The 20,018-nt window shown below is 52.6% G+C and carries 20 protein-coding genes; 9 read left to right on the top strand and 11 right to left on the bottom strand.

Annotated features, from left to right (window positions below):
* The first annotated feature begins 27 nt into the window (after positions 1-27).
* On the top strand, positions 28-1,305 hold the full coding sequence (gene bioA, locus Q4E93_RS11850) for an adenosylmethionine--8-amino-7-oxononanoate transaminase (RefSeq protein WP_303585391.1): 1,278 nt from the start codon (positions 28-30) through the stop codon (positions 1,303-1,305).
* Positions 1,306-1,324: 19 nt separating this feature from the next.
* On the opposite strand, the gene Q4E93_RS11845 is transcribed toward bioA, so the two are convergent.
* The 4 genes from Q4E93_RS11845 to sppA all read right to left on the bottom strand — a co-directional run bounded on the left by Q4E93_RS11845 (position 1,325) and on the right by sppA (position 5,318).
* A complete protein-coding gene (locus tag Q4E93_RS11845) occupies positions 1,325-1,825 on the bottom strand; it encodes a DUF2911 domain-containing protein (RefSeq protein WP_303585390.1) in 501 nt (166 codons plus the stop codon).
* A gap of 80 nt (positions 1,826-1,905) precedes the next feature.
* Entirely contained in the window at positions 1,906-2,421 is a 516-nt protein-coding gene (locus tag Q4E93_RS11840; protein WP_303585389.1) for an SRPBCC family protein, read from the bottom strand.
* Position 2,422: 1 nt separating this feature from the next.
* On the bottom strand, positions 2,423-3,529 hold the full coding sequence (locus Q4E93_RS11835; protein ID WP_303585387.1) for an ABC transporter permease: 1,107 nt from the start codon (positions 3,527-3,529) through the stop codon (positions 2,423-2,425).
* A 34-nt stretch (positions 3,530-3,563) separates the two neighbouring features.
* Positions 3,564-5,318: a signal peptide peptidase SppA gene (gene sppA, locus Q4E93_RS11830; protein ID WP_303585386.1), complete on the bottom strand. Its 1,755-nt coding sequence runs from the start codon at positions 5,316-5,318 to the stop codon at positions 3,564-3,566.
* 71 nt (positions 5,319-5,389) lie between these two features.
* On the opposite strand from sppA, the gene folK reads away from it, so the two are divergent.
* Genes folK through Q4E93_RS11815 form a run of 3 tightly spaced genes read left to right on the top strand, consistent with a single transcriptional unit; the run spans position 5,390 to position 7,754 of the window.
* A complete protein-coding gene (gene folK / locus Q4E93_RS11825; protein ID WP_303585384.1) occupies positions 5,390-5,881 on the top strand; it encodes a 2-amino-4-hydroxy-6-hydroxymethyldihydropteridine diphosphokinase in 492 nt (163 codons plus the stop codon).
* Positions 5,878-6,510: a deoxynucleoside kinase gene (locus Q4E93_RS11820; protein WP_303585382.1), complete on the top strand. Its 633-nt coding sequence runs from the start codon at positions 5,878-5,880 to the stop codon at positions 6,508-6,510. The genes folK and Q4E93_RS11820 overlap by 4 nt, the downstream gene beginning before the upstream one ends.
* A complete protein-coding gene (locus Q4E93_RS11815) occupies positions 6,507-7,754 on the top strand; it encodes an MFS transporter (protein WP_303585380.1) in 1,248 nt (415 codons plus the stop codon). The genes Q4E93_RS11820 and Q4E93_RS11815 overlap by 4 nt, the downstream gene beginning before the upstream one ends.
* Here the strand turns inward: Q4E93_RS11815 and Q4E93_RS11810 are convergent.
* Positions 7,751-8,233, bottom strand: a complete 483-nt coding sequence (locus tag Q4E93_RS11810; protein WP_303585379.1) for a YkgJ family cysteine cluster protein — start codon at positions 8,231-8,233, stop codon at positions 7,751-7,753. The genes Q4E93_RS11815 and Q4E93_RS11810 overlap by 4 nt on opposite strands.
* 76 nt (positions 8,234-8,309) lie before the next feature.
* Here Q4E93_RS11810 and Q4E93_RS11805 point away from each other — a divergent pair, with 76 nt between their 5' ends.
* The 3 genes from Q4E93_RS11805 (at position 8,310) to Q4E93_RS11795 (ending at position 13,412) form a co-directional block, all read left to right on the top strand.
* A complete protein-coding gene (locus Q4E93_RS11805; protein ID WP_303586313.1) occupies positions 8,310-9,251 on the top strand; it encodes a sterol desaturase family protein in 942 nt (313 codons plus the stop codon).
* 428 nt (positions 9,252-9,679) lie between these two features.
* A complete protein-coding gene (gene gcvP / locus Q4E93_RS11800) occupies positions 9,680-12,607 on the top strand; it encodes an aminomethyl-transferring glycine dehydrogenase (RefSeq protein WP_303585377.1) in 2,928 nt (975 codons plus the stop codon).
* 139 nt (positions 12,608-12,746) lie between these two features.
* On the top strand, positions 12,747-13,412 hold the full coding sequence (locus Q4E93_RS11795; RefSeq protein WP_303585376.1) for a hypothetical protein: 666 nt from the start codon (positions 12,747-12,749) through the stop codon (positions 13,410-13,412).
* Positions 13,413-13,422: 10 nt separating this feature from the next.
* Here Q4E93_RS11795 and Q4E93_RS11790 read toward each other — a convergent pair whose 3' ends face one another.
* From Q4E93_RS11790 to Q4E93_RS11780, 3 genes are all read right to left on the bottom strand, one after another.
* Positions 13,423-14,139: a DUF4397 domain-containing protein gene (locus Q4E93_RS11790; protein ID WP_303585375.1), complete on the bottom strand. Its 717-nt coding sequence runs from the start codon at positions 14,137-14,139 to the stop codon at positions 13,423-13,425.
* A gap of 183 nt (positions 14,140-14,322) precedes the next feature.
* Positions 14,323-14,838, bottom strand: coding sequence for a DUF4399 domain-containing protein (locus Q4E93_RS11785; protein ID WP_303585374.1), 516 nt, complete (start codon positions 14,836-14,838; stop codon positions 14,323-14,325).
* A gap of 53 nt (positions 14,839-14,891) precedes the next feature.
* Entirely contained in the window at positions 14,892-15,476 is a 585-nt protein-coding gene (locus tag Q4E93_RS11780; protein ID WP_303585373.1) for a nitroreductase family protein, read from the bottom strand.
* 295 nt (positions 15,477-15,771) lie between these two features.
* On the opposite strand from Q4E93_RS11780, the gene Q4E93_RS34535 reads away from it, so the two are divergent.
* Positions 15,772-16,194, top strand: a complete 423-nt coding sequence (locus Q4E93_RS34535; protein ID WP_303585371.1) for a cold-shock protein — start codon at positions 15,772-15,774, stop codon at positions 16,192-16,194.
* Positions 16,195-16,261: 67 nt separating this feature from the next.
* A complete protein-coding gene (locus tag Q4E93_RS11770) occupies positions 16,262-17,383 on the top strand; it encodes a lactonase family protein (RefSeq protein WP_303585369.1) in 1,122 nt (373 codons plus the stop codon).
* A gap of 4 nt (positions 17,384-17,387) precedes the next feature.
* Here Q4E93_RS11770 and Q4E93_RS11765 read toward each other — a convergent pair whose 3' ends face one another.
* The 3 genes from Q4E93_RS11765 to Q4E93_RS11755 are packed head-to-tail and all read right to left on the bottom strand — an operon-like array spanning position 17,388 to position 20,002.
* On the bottom strand, positions 17,388-18,461 hold the full coding sequence (locus Q4E93_RS11765) for a dipeptidase (RefSeq protein WP_303585367.1): 1,074 nt from the start codon (positions 18,459-18,461) through the stop codon (positions 17,388-17,390).
* 20 nt (positions 18,462-18,481) lie between these two features.
* Positions 18,482-19,519, bottom strand: coding sequence for a sugar kinase (locus tag Q4E93_RS11760; protein ID WP_303585365.1), 1,038 nt, complete (start codon positions 19,517-19,519; stop codon positions 18,482-18,484).
* Between the two features lie 12 nt (positions 19,520-19,531).
* Positions 19,532-20,002 carry a RidA family protein gene (locus Q4E93_RS11755; RefSeq protein ID WP_303585364.1) on the bottom strand — a complete coding sequence of 157 codons (471 nt, stop codon included), beginning with the start codon at positions 20,000-20,002 and terminating at the stop codon, positions 19,532-19,534.
* Between the last annotated feature and the right edge of the window lie 16 nt (positions 20,003-20,018).

Here is a 20,018-nt window from a genome sequence, read left to right as displayed (position 1 = left end):
CTCTGAACTACTTTAAATTTGCCCCTCATGCAAACGAAATCGCTAACCGACCGGGATCACGAGGTGATCTGGCATCCTTATACGCAACATAAGAATAAATTGCCTCCCATCCCGGTGGTTCGGGGCAAAGGTACTCTGTTATGGGATGAAAAAGGCAACCCCTATATCGATGCCATCAGCAGTTGGTGGGTGACCCTTCATGGGCATGCCCATCCCCATATCGCACAAAAGATCTATCAGCAGGCCCTGGTGCTGGAACAAGTGATCTTCACCGGCTTTACGCACGAACCGGCCGTGTCGCTGGCAGAGCGGCTGCTCCCCCTGCTGCCGGGAGACCTTTCCAGGATATTCTATTCCGACAATGGGTCGACAGCTGTGGAAGTCGCCCTTAAAATGGCCATTCAGTATTGGAAGAACAAAGGGGACGACAGGAAAAAAATACTGGCGTTGCGCAACTCGTACCATGGCGATACTTTCGGGTCCATGAGCGTCAGCGGGCGCAGCCTGTTCACCGCTGCCTTCCAGGATTACCTGTTCGAACCTGTTTTTATCGATGCCCCGGACCGGGAAAATATCGGGCAGCTGAAAGAGCTACTCCGCCGTCATGGCTGCGAAATGGCTTGTTTTATCTACGAACCGCTGCTGCAGGGGGCGGGCGGCATGCACATGTATGATGCGGCGCTTTTAGATGAATTAATGGGCGTGGCGAAGGAAATGGATTTATTACTTATCGCCGACGAGGTGCTGACGGGATTCGGCCGAACGGGAGAATTATTTGCGGGGAACTATCTCCGCAATACTGCCGATATCATTTGTCTTAGTAAGGGATTGACGGGAGGCACGATGGCCCTGGGCGCTACGGCCGCCACGGAAAGGGTCTTCGAAGCTTTTCTCAGTGATGACAGGCGAAAGTCGCTATTTCATGGACATTCGTTCACGGCAAACCCGCTGGCCTGCGCGGCTGCCCTGGCGAGCCTGGATCTACTGCTGGAAACAGCATGTGCGGAGCGTATCCGGGGCATCAACACGCAGCATGCTGCATTTGCAGAAAAGATAAAGGCTTATGACGTCGTCCGGGATGTACGCACACTTGGAACCGTTGTTGCGTTCGAACTCAGCCAGGGAGAGGATGGCTATATCAACCCGGCAGGGTTGGATCTGACCCAAAAGGCGATGGAGGAGGGTATTTATCTGCGGCCGCTGGGGAACACCGTCTATATTCTGCCCCCCTATTGTACAACGAAGGAAGAGTTGGATAAGATCTATGATTTTCTCGAAAAATACATAAAGAAAGCCCGGCCATAGGCCGGGCTTCGTCTTCTTATTAACTCTTTATGGGGATGACCACCTGCGTCTTGTCCCAGCTGATGGAAAGACCAGCCGCCGGTCGTGCAATTGTCAGCTGCTCTACGGGGGCAGACAACATCGTCACTGGTACTACCGTCTGCAGTACATCCTTGTCCTTATTTTTATCATAGTCATAGGCGCCCCATTGCCCTAACTTCGAGTTGAGGATAATGGTCCATTGCTTTTCCTCGGGAATGACAAAGAGGGTGTAAGTACCGGCCTTAACAGGCTTACCGCCGAAGGTCACATCCTTATTAAAAGTGATCTGAGTGGCTTCGTCTGCGCCGCAACGGTAAACTTTACCATAGGGTTCCAGCTTTCCAAAGATCTCCCGGCCCTTCTTATAGGGACGACCGTAGGTAACGGAGAGGTCCTTGGCCTTGAGCGTGTCATGCGGGCTGGCGCGTTTCTTTGCTTCCTGGCTAAAGGCAGCCAGTCCCAGGAACAGGATCGTTGACAATAAAAAAGCTTTTTTCATACTTGCAACATTTGATTGGTTAAAAATGGTGGTATACAAACATATCACATTGCCACAAGAATTATCTACCGCACATAAAGTTATGGGGTCTTTTCCAGATATTGTTTCAATCCCGCCAAAGATTCTTCCATCAGCGGCCCAAATTGTTTGTCATATACGAGTATCCCTAATTTTTCCCAGGGATACCAGCGGAAATGGAAGTCGAACCAGGACTGAATGGTGATACTGTCGCTGCCGCTCTGCAGGATATTGTATCCTCCCTCGAAATGCTTCCCGGTTGACAGCCGCCAGTCCAGCGCAACGGAATCGGGCGCCGAAGTCACGAGTGTCAGCACCAGCTGGTCTGCATGCAAATAGGCTCCTTTGCCGGTGGCCGGGGAAGAATAGGTTTTTCCCGTCAGCGGGGTGGCGCGGATGAACGCATTCCATTCTTCCCACTGGCGCAGGTCGCCAATGGCGGCATAGACCTTTTCCCGGGGAACCGCTATGTTGACGGCACGGGACAATCGTAACCTGGAAGGGAATAAGAGAGAGAGGGCGGTCATGACCCCAAAGAGGACGATGGCGCTGATAAGCAGTAATTTTATGATGCGCATATTATTCCCATTTGAAAACTTTAATGGCGACGGCGTAGACGGCAATGCCCCACAGAGCAAGTATACCCAGCTGTTTGCCGCAATCGGTGAGGTGCGCCCCCTCGAAAGCCACGTTGCGCATGGCATCGTTCAACTGTTTGAGGGGTAATATTTCGCATATTTTCTGCAGCCAGCCGGGGAAAGCTTCTGTCGAAAAAAAAGTACCCCCGAGCAGGAACTGAGGCAGGGTGAACATATTCGCAAAAGGGGGGATAGTGCTTTCGCTTTTCGCTACGCTGCTGATAATAAAACCGAAGCCCATGAAAACAATGAGCCCGAACAAGCTAAGGAGCAGCATGTCCAGGAAAGTGATCCAGCCATGTACCAGGGTAAAATGAAAAGCGATCTTGCCAATGACGATGATGACGACAGCCGTGATCAGCTGGAACAGCACCCTGGCAAGGCCTTCTCCCAGGATAATGTATTTTTTGCTGATGGGGGTGGCATAGAAACGCTTTAGCACCAGTTGCTGACGGAGACTGAAAAAAAGAAAGGCCACGCCGAATACGGCCGCGCTCAGCAGGGAAAAGCCCAGCATGCCCGGGAGTATAAAGTCGATCATGGCATATTTCCTGCCTGTGATCATGGGAAGCTCGTCCACGCTCATGAACTTATATTGCGCGGGTATCTTCTCGTCCTCCGCATACCGGATGGCCTGCGCCAGAGACATCCTGACGATCGGGTACTTGTCCCCGGCAGCCGAAGACGTCTGCACACGAAAGTGATATTGCATGAAGCCCATGGCTGACCTGGAAGAATCCACAGAGAGAACAGCCCCTATCCTTCCCTTTTCAAGGTTCCGGCGGATGGAAATGGCATCAGTATCCTTCGACAGCCTTATCGTCTGGTAAGAAAGCATGCCGTGAATGACGCCATTGGAAGTGTCAGCCCTATTGGTCAAGGCAATATACACCGTAGGACCTCCTCCGCTGATAAAGCCAAAAACAAGAATAAACACCAGGGGAAAACCAAAACTGAAGGCCACGGAAGCCGGATTTCTGAAAATAGCTTTCAGGCTTCCTTTGGTGATAGCCAGCATTGCCCTCAGCTGGTTGTATTTTTCTGCCATACGACGAAGGTCGGAATAAATATTATGTGATCCGCTATTCAATGCTGAGGTCGAAAGGCAATTTAGCCTGGCCGATCCCAACCGATGCCTTTAATTTTTTGATGGTATGCCAGGTCTTGTAGCCCTCTTCTCCCAGCTGCTCCTGCAGCGCCTTCGCGCTCATCGACTTCTTATAGCCGCCCAGCAGCTGGTCCAGAAAACTTTTAGGCTCGGGATATTCTTTCAGCCGGTAGTCACTGGTCTTTGCCATACGGGCCGCACAATCGATGGCATCCTGCAGGGTGCCCATCCGGTCGACCAGCCCTATATCCATGCCCCTGACACCGCTCCATACACGCCCCTGGCCAATGCTGTCAACAAATTCTATCGTTTTCTTACGGCCCTCCGCCACACGTGTCTTGAAGTCCAGGTAGGTCGTGTCGACGCCGTCCTGCAGGTATTTTCGCTGGGAAGGGGTCAGGGGGCGGGTGACACTGAGCGGATCGGCTTCGGGGGCCGTCTTTACCCCATCGAAAGTGACACCCAGCTTATCGCGGAAGAAGCTCTGCAGGTTAGGCACTACGATGAACACGCCAATGGATCCCGTGATGGTGCCCGGCATGGCAAATACGCTGTCGGCATTGCAGGAGAAATAATACGCTCCGGAAGCCGCCACATCCCCAAAGCTGACGACCACGGGTTTTTCCTTCCTGGCCAGGCTGATCTCTCTCCAGATATTCTCACTGGCCAGCGAGCTGCCCCCACCGGAGTTGACCCGGATCACAATGGCCTTTACATCTTTGTCGAAACGGGCCTTGCGCACCAGCCAGCGGTAAGTGTCGGACCCGATCTCATTCTTGTCCCCCTTACCATCCACGATATCTCCTTCCGCATAGATAAGGGTGATCTTGTCCTTGCCTTCGGCCTTATAGTCCACCGCCTTTGCATATTTGCCCAGGGGAATAAAATTGATGAACTCATGCTTGTCGATGTGCAGTTTTTGCCGGAGCTCATCCTTCAATTCATCATCATAACGAAGTCCGTCTATCAACTTGAAGTTTACGGCATCCCGGGGATGCTGGATAAGATGTTCGTTTACACATTTGCGTAATTGAGTCGTATCCAGGTTGCGCTGCTTTGCAGTCGTATACAGCAGACGATCGTAAAAATCATTCAGCAGCTCTGTCAGCTGGAGACGATTGGCATCTGTCATCCTGTCTTCCCGCAGCGGTTCCGTAGCGCTTTTGAATTTACCCGCATAAAAGATCTGTGGTTGTATATCCAGCTTCTGGAGGGCGCCCTTCAAAAAGGTCATTTCCACGGAAAAGCCTCTCCAGTCGATGCTGCCTTTAGGGTTACAGTAGATCTTGTCGGCGACATTGGCCACATAGTAAGCCTTTTGCGGGAAAGATTCCCCATATGCATAGACGAACTTACCGCTCTTTTTAAAATCCAGAAGGGCGTTGCGGATCTCCTCATTGGTGGCGAACCCGTTGGGGTCATCGCTGCATTTCAGAAAGATGCCTTTGATGGCCGAGTCCCCTTTGGCATGGCGGACCAGCCGCACCATGTCATATAATCCGGGAACGTCATACTGGTCTTCCGAGCCAAATCCGGACAGGGGATTGTCCTGCATCTGCTCGCGGACAGATTGGGCAAGGTCTATGACGAGGATGGATCTGGCCTCTACATCCGGCTTCTTCGGGGACAAAAGCCCACCGACGACACCTGCGAGGACAAACACCACGATCACCGCAAAAACGGCCAGCGCCAGCAGGGCGGCAAAGAACGATTTAAAAAAGCCTCGCATGAAAAGGATTTATATTTTTAAAGCTAAATCTAAAATTATAAGATATTTGAGCTCCCGAAATTACGGAATCTATGAACATAGCCTATTTATTGATAGGTGGCAACGAAGGTGACCGATCAGCTTATTTGCAGCAAACAACCCGGCAAATAGGGTCCGGAGGCACCAGGATCTTCCGGCAATCGTCCGTATACGAAACGGCGGCCTGGGGGAAGACGGATCAGGCTGCTTTTCTCAACCAGGCGTTGATCGTTGAAACATCTTTGGACGCCCCTGCCCTGCTGCAGCGTCTGCTGACCTTAGAGGAGCAGATGGGGCGCATACGGACGGAAAGATATGGCCCGAGGACCATCGACATCGATATACTTTTCTTTAATGAGGAGGTCATCCGTCTGCCATGGCTGGTCATTCCCCATCCCGAAGTGGCTAACCGCCGCTTTGCCCTGGAGCCTTTGAATGAGATCGCCCCTGACTATGTGCATCCGATCCTGCAAAAGACCATACGCGAGCTGCTGGCCCTATGCCCGGATAAGCTGGAAGTAAAAAAACTAATCATAAGCGGATGAACTATCATTTTATCACGATCGAAGGAAATATCGGTTCCGGAAAGACAACCCTGGCGCATATACTTTCTAAACATTTTAATGCAAGGCTCGTTTTGGAGCAATTTGCCGACAACCCTTTTCTCCCGAAATTCTATGAGAACCCCGGTCAAAATGCTTTTCCACTGGAGCTGTTCTTCATGGCAGAGCGATACAAGCAGCTGAAAGAGCTCGTGCATACCAGCGACCTGTTCCAAAGTCTCACTATTTCGGACTATCTCTTCACCAAATGCCTGCTCTTTGCCAAGGTGAATCTGCCGGAGCAGGAATTCCGTCTCTACCAGAAGCTTTTTGACATCATCAATACCCAGCTTGTGCAACCGGACATACTCATCTATCTGCATGCCCCCGTCAGCCGGCTGCAGCAGAACATCAGAAAAAGGAACCGGTCCTATGAGCAGGGTATTGCGGACGATTACCTTTTCAGGATCCAGGAAGCCTATACCAATTATATACGGCAGCATAATATCAAGACCATCTTCATAGACGTCAGCAATGCGGATTTTCTTGGGAACAGCGCACACCTGCAGGTGATTTTGGATGCATTGGAAAAAGACCTTGACGAAGGACAACATTATTTTACATTACCATGACCCAGGAAGGAAACAGACAGACAGCACTGGAAATATTACGTATCCCGGAATACCGGAACTTTATCATAGCCCGTTTTTTTTATGTGATGGCCATGCGCATGGTGACCACCATCGTGGGCTGGCGTATTTATGAGATCACGCACAATGCATTCGCCATCGGTCTCATCGGTCTTTCCGAGTTTATCCCGGCTTTCATCTGCGCTCTCCCTGCGGGGCATGTCATCGACAAGAGCGACAAGCGGCGTCTGCTGCTGATAACTACCAGCTGCTACCTCGTCTGCGTGACGGGCCTGATAGCGCTCTCCGTCGGTCCACTGGTACGAACCCTGGGCGTCCACTGGATCCAATGGCTGACGTATACTATCATCTTTACTACGGGGATCATACGTGCGTTTGCGGGTCCGGCCCTGAGCGCCATCGTCGCCCAGATCGTTCCCCGCGAACAGCTCCCATCCGCCGTGACCATGAATACCAGCGCTTTCCTGTTCGCCTCAGTGATAGGGCATGCCACCGGCGGCTTTCTCATCGCTCATACCACGTACCTTTATTCTTTCCTGACCGTCGCCCTGTATGTCGTCGTTGCCTTGTACGCGCTTTCCACCATCGCCCCTAAGAAGGTCATGCTGGTAAGTACGGAGAAGAAGACATGGGATAGCATCCTCGACGGGTTGCGCTTTGTCTACAGGACCCGTGAAGTGCTGGGCGCGATGGCACTCGACCTGTTCGCCGTTCTTTTCGGGGGTGCTGTCGCCATGATCCCCGTCTATGCCCGGGATATCCTCAGGATCGGGCCCATCGGCTTCGGATGGCTGAATGCCGCCAGCGATATTGGATCGATCTGCACCATCTTTGCGATGACCCTGTATCCCCTGCGCCGCCGGCAAGGCCTGATCCTTATGTACGCCATTGCAGGCTTTGGCATCAGCACTATCATCTTCGGTCTTTCCCAATGGTACCTGCTGTCCTTCATCGCCCTGCTGGTCTGCGGGATGCTGGATGGCATCAGCGTCGTGGTCCGGGGGACCATCCTGCAGGTGAAGACACCAGACGTCATGCGGGGAAGGGTATCTTCGGTCAATTCCATGTTCATCAATTCCAGCAACGAGCTGGGAATGTTTGAAAGCGGCGTGATGGCCCGTTTGCTGGGCGTAGTGCCGTCCGTGGTATTCGGCGGATGTATGACCATTGCCGTGGTGGCAGTCACCTGGTTCAAGGCGCCCAGTCTCCGGAAAATGGAATACTAAGGAATGACGGCCATCAGCTTCTCCAAAACAAAATAAACGATGGGACAAAAAGTGGTGTTCTTCTGCGTGATGGCAGGCCTCTTGATCAATACGTCCTCATCTGTGTATGGAAATCGTTCGCAGTCCGAGGGACGTACCTCATAAATGCTACAATAATTGTCCTGCCCCAGGAATGGACAGGGCGTCGATCTTACCACATAGTCCCCGTCTTCGTCCAGGCGCAGATAGGTGTCGATGAACACACTCTCTTTCATCTTAAGATGCCGGGCGATACGTTTGATATCGGGAGTCTTAAACCGGGGTGAATAATGCTTGCAGCAGTTGGCGCATTGCAGGCAATCTATCTTTTGGAACGCTGCTTCATGGAGGTCCGGCAGCAGGGGGAGTATCTTTTTCTTGTCGGCCTTCCCAAGGAAGCGCTTGTAATCCTTCTGGCGCGCCGCCGACTTTTTTTCCCAGTTATGTAAGAGATCTGTCATATATCGCTTCCTATTAGTGCTTGATTAACAACTAAAACAATACAAAGGTCCGTTTTTTCGTTTATTTTTGACCATCGTGCATAACCTGAAAGAGCAAATATTATTGCTGATCTCCACGCCACTCTATCTTATCATCATCGGATTAGAGTTATTCCTTAGCAATTACAGGCATAGGAAGCTGTATACGGTGCGTGATACGCTGACAAATATTTATCTGATGCTGCTCAATGGGGGCATCGATCTGTTGTTCCGGGCCACTTATTTAATGATCCTGGATCTATGCTACAGGCACCATTGGATATCCATTACCAATCTCTTTTCCTATTGGTTCCTGCTGCTGCTGGCCGAGGACTTCCTCTACTACTGGCTGCACCGGTGGGACCATGAGATCCGCCTGTTCTGGGCGGTCCATGTAACACATCACTCCTCCGAGCATATGAATTTTACGGTGGGCTTCCGCAGTTCGGTATTTCAGCCCCTGTATCGCTTCGTCTACTTCATTCCCCTGGCTTACCTGGGCTTCAGGCCTTTGGACATCGTCTTTATGTACTCGGCGACCCAGATCTGGGGCATATTTGTCCACACTGAGCTCATTGATAAGATGGGCTGGCTGGAACATATCCTGGTGACGCCTTCCCACCACCGGGTACATCACGCTTCCAATCCCCGCTACCTGGATAAGAACATGGGCATGTTCCTCATCATCTGGGATCAGCTCTTCGGGACTTTCCAGGCAGAGCTTTCCGAAGAAGCGTATCAACCTACGAAATATGGCCTAACCACGACACCCGAGAAGAAGGATCCCGTTCATATCATTTTCCATGAATGGAACCACATTGGTAAAGATCTTTCGCGTAAGGACATCGGCTGGAAAGAGAAATGGAATTACCTCTTCGGGCCTCCCGGCTGGAGCCATGACGGCAGCCGGCAGACCAGCGAGCAAATGCGTGAAGCAGAGTCGCGTATGTATGGCGAGGCCCGCCAGGAGCCTCCGCAGCAGGAGACAATTTTAATTTAGTTTTAATATATCTTAACTTCCTTTCCGGTCTTTCCGGGTTAATTTCGTTGTGGTAATTAGTTCATGCTTACTCACAGCAATAAGTTTTAGCATTAAGTTTTAGGGTTTAGGGGTTTTTAAACAGAAAAGAGGCCAGCTCCATTTGTATCAACTTACGGAGCGGCCTCTTTTCATATATGATTTTTAAACGGCTCCGCCGTTTTGGAGGCCAGCTCCATTTGTATCAACTTACGGAGCGGCCTTTTTTCATTTCCATCCTCCGATAATCACCTTTTATCCACGCCATTAGCTGGCCTGATCGAAACCCGCTGTTTTCTCCTTCCCGGGCCGTAACTTTGCACATCTTTTTTAAACGGTCAACCCCCTGCTTATATGAAACCGAGCTTATGCGAGGTTCCATCGGGCAATTAAAAACAAATACTATTCTGATGAATCTATTCGAAAAACAGGCTGGAGAATTCATCGGTCGTCACATCGGTCCTAATGATGAGGAAACGGCGCAGATGTTGAAAACCATTGGCGTAGGGTCTTTAGACGAACTGATCGACAGGACCATCCCCGCTTCTATCCGCAGTAAAGAAGGCCTTGCGCTGGCTGGCCCCATAAGCGAACATCAGTACCTGACCGAGCTGAAAGAGCTGGCGGCCCGCAATAAGGTATTCAGGTCCTATATTGGTCAGGGCTATTACGACGTCATCGTACCCAGCGTCATTTTACGGAATGTGTTCGAAAACCCGGGCTGGTACACCCAGTATACGCCGTACCAGGCGGAGATTGCCCAGGGCCGCCTGGAAAGCCTGTTGAATTTCCAGACCCTGGTGGTCGACCTGACGGCGTTGCCCCTGGCCAATGCATCCCTGCTGGATGAAGGCACTGCGGCGGCGGAAGCCATGACGATGTTCTTCAATCTGAAGAACAAGGATCATGACCATATCACCGTTCCCAAATTTTTCGTCGACACCAATATATTCGCCCAGACCAAAGACATCCTGCTAACCAGGGCGCAGCCGGTGGGCATCCAGCTGGTAGAAGACGATTACCGCAATGCCACCATCGACGGCTCCTATTTTGGAGCCATCGTACAATATCCCGCCAGTGACGGATCGGTGGAAGATCACCGGCAATTCATACAGCAGGTGCACGCTGCGGGTGGGTTTGTGGCAATGGCTACGGATCTGCTGTCCCTGACCTTATTGACGCCTCCGGGTGAATTGGGCGCCGACGTAGCCGTCGGCAGCGCACAACGCTTTGGCGTGCCCATGGGATTCGGGGGGCCGCATGCGGCCTTCTTTGCCGCCAAGGAGGATTTCAAACGCAGCATACCCGGACGCATCATCGGTGTAAGCATCGATGCGCAGGGCAATCGCGCGCTGCGAATGGCCCTGCAGACCCGCGAGCAGCATATCAAGCGGGAAAAAGCCACGTCCAATATCTGTACGGCCCAGGCTTTGCTGGCCAATATGTCAGCCATGTATGCCGTATATCACGGTCCGGCGGGCCTCACTGACATCGCCAAGCGGGTAAGCCTGCTGGCGCGAACCCTTTCCCACGAGCTGACAGCGCTGGGATATCAGAACCTGAATACTTCCTATTTTGATACGGTGCGGATCAGGTCGGCCAACCCTGCCGCGATCCGCAGCCTGGCCGAAGCAAGGGGGATCAATTTCCGCTATTATGGCGACAACATCGGCATTACGCTGAACGAAACGACTACACAGCAGGATGTGCTCGATATCCTCGGCGTATTCCAGGCGGCGGCAGGCAGTGACCTGACCATCGCCACTTTCGATGTGGAAGACGATACATTGGATAATATCCCTTCAGCCCTTACCCGCGTTTCTTCCTTCCTCACGCATCCCGTCTTCAATACGCATCACAGCGAGTCGGAAATGATGCGCTATTTGAAGAGCCTGGAGAACAAGGACCTGTCGCTGAATACGTCCATGATCTCGCTGGGATCCTGTACGATGAAGCTGAATGCCGCCACGGAACTCATCCCGGTGAGCTGGCCGGAGTTTGGCGGACTGCACCCCTTCGCACCCGCGGATCAATGGAAAGGTTACCGGCAGATGATCACCGACCTGGAAAAGGCGCTGAGCGAGATCACCGGGTTTGCCGCTACGTCCCTGCAACCGAACAGCGGAGCCCAGGGAGAATATGCCGGACTGCTTACCATCCGGGCTTATCACGCCGCTCATAAAGAAGGTCACCGGGACGTAATGCTCATTCCTATCTCCGCCCATGGCACCAATCCCGCCAGCGCCGTCATGGCGGGCATGAAAGTAGTGGTGGTAAAAAGCGATGAGGACGGGCATATTGACGTGCCTGATCTCAAGGCCAAGGCGGCGCAGTACAAGGAAAGCCTCGCCGGCCTGATGGTGACTTACCCCTCCACGCACGGAGTATTCGAGGAAAGCATCAAAGACATTTGTAAGGCTATCCATGACAATGGGGGGCTCGTGTATATGGACGGTGCCAATATGAACGCCCAGGTGGGACTCACCAGCCCCGGTGTCATAGGAGCCGACGTCTGTCACCTTAACCTGCATAAGACTTTCGCCATTCCCCACGGCGGTGGTGGCCCCGGCATGGGCCCCATTTGTGTCAATGAGAAGCTGAAACCTTATCTGCCAGGACATGTGGCCCTGGAAGAAGCCGCTGCTGCCGCCCATGCTTCGGCCAACGGGCATGGTGAACATGAAACGAAGGTCCACGCAGTATCCGCAGCCCCCTACGGCTCAGCCAGCATCCTGCTTATCAGCTATGCGTATATAAGATTGTTAGGAGCAGAAGGCCTTACCCGAAGCACGAAATATGCCATCCTCAACGCCAACTACATGAAGGCACGGCTGGAGAAACATTACAAGATCCTGTACAGTGGCAGCAATGGCACCTGCGCCCATGAGTTCATCGTGGATCTGCGTCCTTTCAAGGCCACTGCGGGGATAGAAGCGGAAGATGTCGCCAAACGCCTGATGGATTACGGCTTCCATGCCCCTACCCTCAGCTTCCCCGTACCCGGCACCATTATGATCGAACCGACGGAGAGCGAGGACAAGGCGGAACTGGACCGTTTCTGCGACGCGCTGATCGGTATTCACGAAGAGATCCTCCGGATTGAAGAAGGCACATCGGACAAGGTGGACAATGCATTGAAGCATGCCCCGCACACGCAACATGTCATCTGTGCGGACGAATGGGATCATGCATACAGCCGTACCCAGGCGGCCTTCCCCCTGCCTTATGTGAAGGAAAATAAATTCTGGCCCAGCATCGGGCGGGTCAATAACACTTACGGAGATCGCAATCTCATCTGCACCTGCGAGCCGGTGAGTGCTTACGAAGAGCTGGCTTAGCTGCGGACATGATACTGGAGAAGAGGCCGTCCCGACATTTGTCTAATGGGACGGTCTCTTTTTATTTTGAATCCAAATGAAGCCATTTTACGTATGTAACAAGGCTATGCATCTACCTCAGCATAAGAGCAGTGGGCTAATGAAAAGCATATTCCTAGAAGAAGGATTGCACCTGCGATATGCTCATCTCAGGTATTACGAGGACATTGAGGTCGTGCGTCTTTCGAAAACACCCGGGAGCGAGATAATTTTCGCATTGTGTTTTATGCTGCCGCCTGCTTCACAGAAATCCCTGGATCATATTTTCAGTTATTCGCCGCAAACGAACTATCCCCGGAATGTATTTCTAACGTCTAATGACAACCGACTGTCGGCGCGCATACCGGAAGGCTTATTGTCGCACACCCTGGAGCTGCAGTTTTCGCGCGAATGGCTTTATACCCACCTGGCGGGCATGGAAGAGAAGATCACATCCATCGTAGACAAGCTGGGAGGAGAAAATCCTGTATCCGTCATTGCAGAGACGACCCAGGCAAGCGAGGATCGCCTGCTCAGCGAGATAACGTTTGAACTGTATAAGCCTTTGTTCAACTTGCTGGCTGTACGCTCGCGGGCGCTGATGCTGCTGGCTAATATCATCTGCCGTATTCCGGGTGCCCCATTGCCTTCTTCCCCCGATGCGCCCTTTGTTGAGCCGATCCCGCTGGGGGAGCAGCAGCTGGTACAGAGCCGGGAAGACATGCTGCCTTCCCGGAAGGAGCTGGAGAAGGAGTTCGCGCTCAGCGAATGGACTACGAAAAAGTAAGCAGCCTGGTTTAGTAGGCTGCCTGCAATACATTCAATGTCACGGGATTGGAGGTACTGTGCGTACTTCCTGCCAGGAATATGGTATAGGCCGCGCCCGCCACCAGGTTCACGCTGGTAACAGAAGCGATCACGGAGTCTGTCCCCGCCTTTTTCGCCTGCAGGCTATAGCCTCCCGCGGTCACAGCCTGGAAGGAGTTGTAATAATAGCTACTGGCATTATCCGCCACATGCCGTCCCTGTTGTACGGGGGTCGTGTTCATATAGAGATCGACAGCGGGTGCATCGGGGCAGAAGTTAAAAAACCGGTAGTTGGCGCCCGACAGGGAAAGACTGGAAAAATCGTCGTTGATCTTCATGGAGCCTAATCCGGTGCCGCCTTCGGTGTTATACAGGATCAACGTATAAAATCCGAGGGAATCATAGGTGGTAGCCGGCAGAGAGGAAAGCACGCTGTCAGAGCCGGCCACATGGAACTTTATATCATAGACGCCCGGAGGTATCTGTCCATAGCTCGTGGAAAAAGTTCCTGCCGCGATGGCTGAAGTTTTTTTGTCCCCGTTGAAATAGACCTCCGTGGAGGAGGAATAGGGCGCCATATGCATTAAACTAATAAAACTGACGTTATTGGTGTTCTGATTGGTGCCGGAGCCTGTTTTCATACAACCGGACGATATTCCGACAACCAGGGCCACTATTAAAACGCTGAATAGGTTACTTGCACGCATGTTTTTACTCATGATTTATTTGTTTAATATATCGCATTCTCTTCATCTCATCCCTATGACAATCTCTACGTCTTTTCCGTTGCTTAGGTTGTCTCAGGACACCTTAAAAAAGGAACGCCTGCCTCCGGTGAGGGAGGCAGGCGCAAGGTAAGATTTTAGCGTCATTCAGCAGCTGAACGCAATTTACTTGACTTTGACCTTGATGGTTGTCGCCAGCCTGCTGCCGTATGACCGGTGGATACCGTCAGCAAATTGAAGGGTCAGTACGTGTTCGCCGGCAGGCAGCGTCACGTCTGTGCTGGTCTGGCCCTTGCCGAAATGCAGGTGATGTTCGTCCTTGGGCACGATCACGCCTGCCGCAATGGAATCACCGGCGTCGATGAGGAGATGATGGTGTCCGGAGCCGGAGACGATGGCGCCTGCCGTATCGACCTTCAATCCATCCATTCCCATTTCCACTTTAAAGGGAGACTGAACAGTCTGCCCGTCCTTCAGGTTCTTAAAATAGACTTTACTGCCCGCGGGCACTTCCGGCAAGGGTGTTATTGCCTGTGTACTGTCGGGCGTATGATTCATCGCCATTGTGTCATGTCCTGCCTTTTTGGAAGTATCCGTAGCAGCAGCAGTCTGGTCGCCGGCGTTGTTGCAGGCAGCGAGCCCCAGGAGCAGTGCAGCAGGAAGAAAATAAAGCTTACGCATGGTAGAAATAAATTTTGTGCACGAAAGGTACTTAATAACTATCAATCATACACCTATGTCGTCACCCAGGTGGTTTTTTCCTTCACGGGCTTCCGGGATCCCGCAACGGAAGGCACACGGACATGCCCAAGGTAAAAGAAGCCCATCAGTTTGTCCCCCTCTTCCAGTCCGAAGAATCCTCCGGCAGCAGGGTCATAGGTTGGTCCGCCCGTGCTCCAATATCCGCCCAGGCCATAGGCGGTTGCGGAGAGGTATATGTTCTCCACCGCGCAGGATACTGCGGCAATCTCCTCTATTTCCGGGATGTCGGCGGTCTTGCTGCGGCGCAGGATGATCGCGATGATATGCGAGGCTTTCAGGGGGTTTGTCAGCAGCTTGTTGTATTTATCCTGCCTGAACTTTTCGCCGGCCGTCTGCTGGTATCTCCCTGCCTGGAAGGCAGCGAATTTCTTCAAACCTTCCCCGGTGAAAACGGTAAAATGCCAGGGCTCAGTAGCCTTGTGATTGGGCGCCCAGGAGGCATTCTCCAGCAGTTGCCAGATGATGTCCTCGTCTATTGGTCTGTCTTTTTCAAACTGATCAGGAAAAGTGCTTCGCCTCAGGCGAATGAGCTGGTTCACCTGGAGAGGCGATATCATTGGTTCATTGATCCCTGCCATGTGTATAGATCCGTTGATGAAACGTAAAGATAAGTTACAGGCATAGAATGAAAAAACCCGTTCCGGGAAACCTGGAACGGGTGTAAGTAATTTACCATAAGAAGGACGTTTCTTACAGTGAGAGCCCTAAACAGGACAGGACATTGGACGTTGTTGGTTTTTCAGAGATAATGGATCTGAGCCTTACTTGATTTGGTTTTGCAAATGGATACGGATCTATCATTCATTCATACTGCAAAGGTCCGTCAGTCGCGAGAGAAAACAAATTTTTCATATGACCAATCCGTTACCATTTGTGGTTATCTTACCCGGGCCTAAAAGCAAACCCTTACGTGGCCTTCATCCGTTTTTCGGGACGCGTAAAACATACGGTTGTCCTATCGTATTTTACGCAGCCCGCCGCCGTAAATTCCGAATCACGGCGGATTTTACCGGCCCGTCAAAGAAAAAAAAGCTTATCTTGCGCTACATTTTATTACCAATACAATTAATGATGGACAACAAAACAACAGGCACCGTGAAATTCTTTAACGCCGACAAGGGCTTTGGTTTTATCAAGCACGACGACGGCAATAAAGAGACATTTGTGCATGCCAGCGGTCTGATCGACCAGGTCAAAGAAAACGATCGTGTAGAGTTTGATCTTCAGAATGGCAAGAAGGGCCTGAATGCAGTGAATGTAAAATTGATCCGATAAAACTGATCATTTTAAAAAAAAGACGGGGTCCTGTGACCCCGTCTTTTTTTTTCGTTAAATTTGGTCTATGCGTTTAATTCTTCTTTTCTCCTTGTCATTGTGCACCCTATCCGGCTTTGCACAAAAATTCCATCTCTTCGTAGGCACTTATACCAACGGCAATGCAAGCAAAGGCATTTACGTCTACCAGTTCGACGCAGCCACGGGCGAAGCCACACTGGTCAGTACCGCGGCTACGGCGAGCCCTTCCTACCTGGCGCTGGCGCCCGGTGGAAAATTCCTGTATGCGGCCAACGAATCAGAAGGAAATGACTCCTCGGGAGTAAGCGCCTTCGCCTTTGATAAAAACACTGGTCAGCTGCGTTTTCTCGACCGGCAGTCCTCCGGAGGCGACGGCCCTTGCTACGTGTCCGTGGACGCCCGTCGTAAATGGCTGATGGTCGCCAATTATGGTGGGGGCAGCCTGGCAGCCCTGCCCATTCGTGCAGATGGCTCATTGGGAGCGCTGACACAGTTGATCCAGCACAGCGGGGCCGGTCCCAATAAGGAACGCCAGGAAAAACCGCACGTCCATTCAGTGACATTTACGCCTGACGATCATTATCTCATCACGGCGGACCTGGGGCTGGACGAGCTGTCCGTTTATACATTCAATGCCGCCGCGGCAGCCCATCCGCTGTCAGCGTCCCCTGCTTCCACGCTGCACATGGGTCCCGGCGATGGCCCCCGCCATATCAGCTTTTATCCCGGCAAACCGTATGTATATGCGATGATGGAAATGGGAGGCGCCGTGGATGTCCTACGCTGGACCAACGGTAAGCTGGTCGCCACTCAGCATATCAGCTCGCTTCCGGAAGGTTTCAAAGGGGACATTGGCAGCGCGGATATCCACGTGGCACCCAAAGGAAAGTTTCTGTATGCCAGCAACAGGGGCGATGCCAACAGCCTGGCCATTTATGCCATTGATACGGCCACCGGGAAGCTCACCATAAAAGGCTTCGAACCCACGCAAGGCGCCACACCCCGCAATTTCATGATCGATCCGACAGGCCGTTGGCTGCTGGTGGCTAACCAGCGCAGCGACAACATCGTCGTATTCAGCATCGACAAGGCGACAGGTCTACTGAAGAGCACGGGCAAACAGTTGAGCGTTCCTGCTCCTGTCTGTCTGAAGATGTCGAAGTATTAGCCGGTTACGCCCAGGTTTTACGCAGGAGCCGGAGCCAGTTGCCGTGCATGATATTATCGATGTCTCCGGCGTTATACCCTCTCTTCGAAAGCATGTCAGGGATCTTCTGCAGGTCCGCGATCGTCTCCAGGTCATAAGGCGTTTGCTCTTTTCCGAATGCCCCATCCAGGTCCGTGCCGATGCCTGCGTGCAAGGTATTGCCAGCCAGCTGACAAATATGGTCCAGGTGGTCCAGCATCTTTTCCAGGTTGCATTGCATACTCTCAGGCGTAGACTTTCCTCTTATCCAGCCGGGCACCATCATCCAAGCGTCAAGGGCGCCACCGATGACGGCTCCTTTTGTAATGAGGGCCCTGATCATATCGTCGCTGAACTGGCGATTGTGATCCACCAGTGCCCGGCAGTTGTTATGACTGGCCCATACGGCGCCCCCGAACAGCTCCATCGCGTCCCAGAAGGCATCATCGCAGAGATGGGTGGCATCCAGGATAATATTCAATCTTTCCATTACCCGCAGCAGTTCCTTTCCTTCGTCTGTAAGGCCGCCTGTGGCGTCTGTGCCATTGGCATAGCGCCCCGGGCCATAGTGGGCGGGGCCCACGGCCCGCAGTCCATATTCATATGCCTCTTCCAGGTGTCCCGGCGTAATGATGGAGTCGGCTCCTTCCAGGCTGAGGATATATCCGATGGGCTTTACTCTTCCCGGGTCCGTATCGTCCATCCACAAGGCGATGTGATCCTCCAGGGAAGCGGTGTCTCTTATCATTGTCATTTCCCCCGCCTCTTCCATGGCTTTATACCAGGCCAGCTGGCCCTGTGTCTGCGCCCATGCCTGCCAGGGAGAATGCCAGCCCGGCAAAGGATTGTCCGGCGCCACATACCGGGCTATCTGCGTAGCTACTACCAGCCCGATGCCGCCTTTACGCAGCGCCGGCAGGGACACCGTTCCTTTTCCCCTGTCGGGCTTGTCTGAGAGCCCTTTTTCCCTTTCTCTTATCGCCTGCACGGGAAGGCGAAGGTCCCTGTTCCATTCCATAGCATTCATGCTCAGATCCAGGTGTGCATCGATTATAAACATAAGCAGGTCGTACTTTTTTTTCACCGGATGATCCGGCCGGTGGGTCCGTTGTGAATGAATTGTTCCAGTTCCGCCTTGTTCACCAGCGCCCAGTCTCCCGGAATGCTTTGTTTGATGGCGCCACAGGCGGTCGCAAAATCTATGATCGACTGAGGCGGCGCGTCGGTCATCAGCCCATAAAGCATCCCGCCCGTGAACGCATCGCCGCTGCCGATCTGGTCGGTGACATAAGGCAGCTCATGCCGTGGCGAAAAATAGCAGGCGCCTTTATAAAGGAGCGCGCCGGAATAAATATGCTGGATCCCCTGTGTCTTGCGGAAGCTCATGGCAAGCACCTCCAGCTGCGGCAGCTGTTCCTGCAAAGCCCTGCTGCATTGTATGAACCGATCCTCCAAAGCCGCGCCAGGGTCCGTCTCTATCCCGAAATAAACGGCTGCCGAGTCCAGGTCCGCCACGGCTACTTTTGTGTATTGCAGAAGTCCGGGCATCACCTCACGGGGATGCTTACCGTATTTCCAGAGTGTCGTCCTGTAATTGAAATCCGATGAGATCATCGCCCCCTGTTCGCGCGCCACCGCCAGGGCTTCCGCGCAAACCTCGGCCGCACCCGGTGAAACAGCCGCCGATATGCCCGACCAATGGAAAGCGGGGACCCCGGCAAGGCTGCTGTTCCAGTCTATGACACCCGGTTGCAGACGCGCGTAGGAAGATCCATCGCGGTCATAGATCACCCGGGTGCTTCGAATGCCATTACCCTGCTCTGTAAAGTAAATGCCCATCTTATCGCCCCCATAGACGATATGGGAAGTGTCCACACCCTGGCCTCTCAGTTCCTGAATGCCGGCCCTGGCTATATCATTTTCCGGCAGTCGTGTTATGTAGCGTACTGGTATACCCAGGCGGGACAATAATACGCAGGTATTTGCTTCCGCGCCTGCATAATAGGGCTGGTAGGAACCTGCCTGTAAAAAACGGCGTCCTTCCATACAGTGCAGCCGGAGCATGAACTCGCCGAAGGCGGCTAATTGCGGTTTACCGGGAGCGGCTTTCTGAAGCATGTCGGTTTGGTTTTATTGCAGCTCAAATATAGCCTCAATTTCAACAGGAATATTGTCCGGCAGGGAACCAAACCCCACGGCGCTGCGAACCCCAATCCCATTCTCTTCGCCCCAGACGGCCGCAAAAAGCTCACTGCACCCGTTGATCACATAGGGATGACGTTCGAATTCCGGGGTGCAGTTCACCATTCCGAAGACCTTGATCACTCTTTTTATTTTATTAAGCTCGCCGACATGTGTGCGGATGGTGGACAACATGGTCAGCCCTACCTGGCGGGCAGCCAGCTTCCCCTGTTCGATATCCAGTTCTCTTCCAATACGGCCAATGATGAGCGACCGGTCATTTTGCACCGGCCCATGCCCGGACAGGTACAGGTATTTCCCTTCTATCAGGTAAGGCTTGTATACTCCCTTGGGGCTCGGTGCAGGCGGTAAGCTAAGGTCTAAGCGTTCGAATTGCTCTTCGGCATTGTAGATCTTCATATGATGTTCTTTGTAG

This window comes from Flavitalea plasmicola (assembly GCF_030546645.1).
In the GTDB taxonomy this organism is placed as follows: Bacteria; Bacteroidota; Bacteroidia; order Chitinophagales; family Chitinophagaceae; genus Puia.
This window is presented reverse-complemented; position numbering and strand designations above follow the sequence as displayed.